General features: G+C 45.7%; 1 tRNA gene and 1 rRNA gene. Both read left to right on the plus strand.

Annotation, left to right across the window (positions count from 1 at the left end):
• Positions 1-158 precede the first annotated feature (158 nt).
• Positions 159-234 (plus strand) — tRNA-Ala (locus tag PVW51_RS24195).
• A gap of 447 nt (positions 235-681) precedes the next feature.
• Positions 682-1,721, plus strand: a 23S ribosomal RNA gene (locus tag PVW51_RS24200); the annotation flags it as partial.

The following is a 1,721-nucleotide window of genomic DNA, read 5'->3' on the forward strand; positions in this document are numbered from 1 at the left end:
GAGCACACGCTTGATAAGCGTGGGGTCACAAGTTCAAGTCTTGTCAGACCCACCATGAGCAAGACTTAAAGCACTGCTTTAAGGCGAAGCGCAAGGAAAACGAACGTGAGTGAGTGCGCAGGCTATAATCTGATACATCGAATCAAAAATGATAAGCTGGGGACTTAGCTTAGTTGGTAGAGCGCCTGCTTTGCACGCAGGAGGTCAGGAGTTCGACTCTCCTAGTCTCCACCAAATTCGAGGAAAAACAAAGCAGCGCTTTGTCCGAGAATTTAAGCAAACAGCTATGCTGTGCGCAGGCACACATAGAACGAAGCTTAATCTAAGAAGTTGGATTACAGAAATTAGTAAGTAGATAACTTATTAACTTCTGTGATTTATCACAGTTTCCTGACCTGACGAAGGCTGGAAAAATCATTAACAGAATATATTTGAGTTGAAATAATTTGTTCATACTCGTTTTTAAGATCGACATTAACAGTGATTTATTACTGATTGATGAAGATTGAAGAAATGAGTTACTAGCGAAATTAACTGAATCAAGCGTTTTGGTATGTGAATTGAATTGAAGCTGTACAGTGTTTAAGTACACAGAACAACAAACTGTAAGGAAGTGATGAGAAATCATCATAGACTGTCTTAATCCTACTTGTAGGGATTAACGACTGTTTGGGGTTGTATAGTCAAGTAATTAAGTGCATGTGGTGGATGCCTTGGCAGTCAGAGGCGATGAAAGACGTAATAGCCTGCGATAAGCTCCGGGGAGGCGGCAAATATCCTGTGATCCGGAGATTTCTGAATGGGGAAACCCACCTGTCATAAGGCAGGTATCGTATGATGAATACATAGTCATACGAGGCGAACGAGGGGAAGTGAAACATCTCAGTACCCTTAGGAAAAGAAATCAATTGAGATTCCCTCAGTAGCGGCGAGCGAACGGGGAAAAGCCCATTAAGTCATATCAGTTTTAGTGGAATGCTCTGGGAAGTGCAACCATAGTGGGTGATAGTCCTGTACACGAAAGGGCTGATATGATGATGTCGAGTAGGGCGGGGCACGTGAAACCTTGTCTGAATATGGGGGGACCATCCTCCAAGGCTAAATACTCCTGACTGACCGATAGTGAACCAGTACCGTGAGGGAAAGGCGAAAAGAACCCCTGTGAGGGGAGTGAAATAGATCCTGAAACCGCATGCATACAAGCAGTGGGAGCCGACATGTTCGGTGACTGCGTACCTTTTGTATAATGGGTCAGCGACTTACATTCAGTAGCAAGGTTAACCGCATAGGGGAGCCGTAGAGAAATCGAGTCTTAATAGGGCGTTTAGTTGCTGGGTGTAGACCCGAAACCGGGTGATCTATCCATGAGCAGGTTGAAGGTTGGGTAACACTAACTGGAGGACCGAACCCACTGTCGTTGAAAAGCCAGGGGATGACTTGTGGATAGGGGTGAAAGGCTAATCAAACTCGGTGATAGCTGGTTCTCCCCGAAAGCTATTTAGGTAGCGCCTCGGACGAATACCATTGGGGGTAGAGCACTGTTTCGGCTAGGGGGTCATCCCGACTTACCAAACCGATGCAAACTCCGAATACCAATGAGTACTATCCGGGAGACAGACTGCGGGTGCTAACGTCCGTAGTCAAGAGGAAAACAATCCAGACCGCCAGCTAAGGCCCCAAAATTATAGTTAAGTGGGAAACGATGTGGGAAGGCATAGAAA

Origin of the sequence: Sulfitobacter sp. PR48 (assembly GCF_028807335.1) — a bacterium.
Classification (GTDB): domain Bacteria; phylum Pseudomonadota; class Alphaproteobacteria; order Rhodobacterales; family Rhodobacteraceae; genus Sulfitobacter.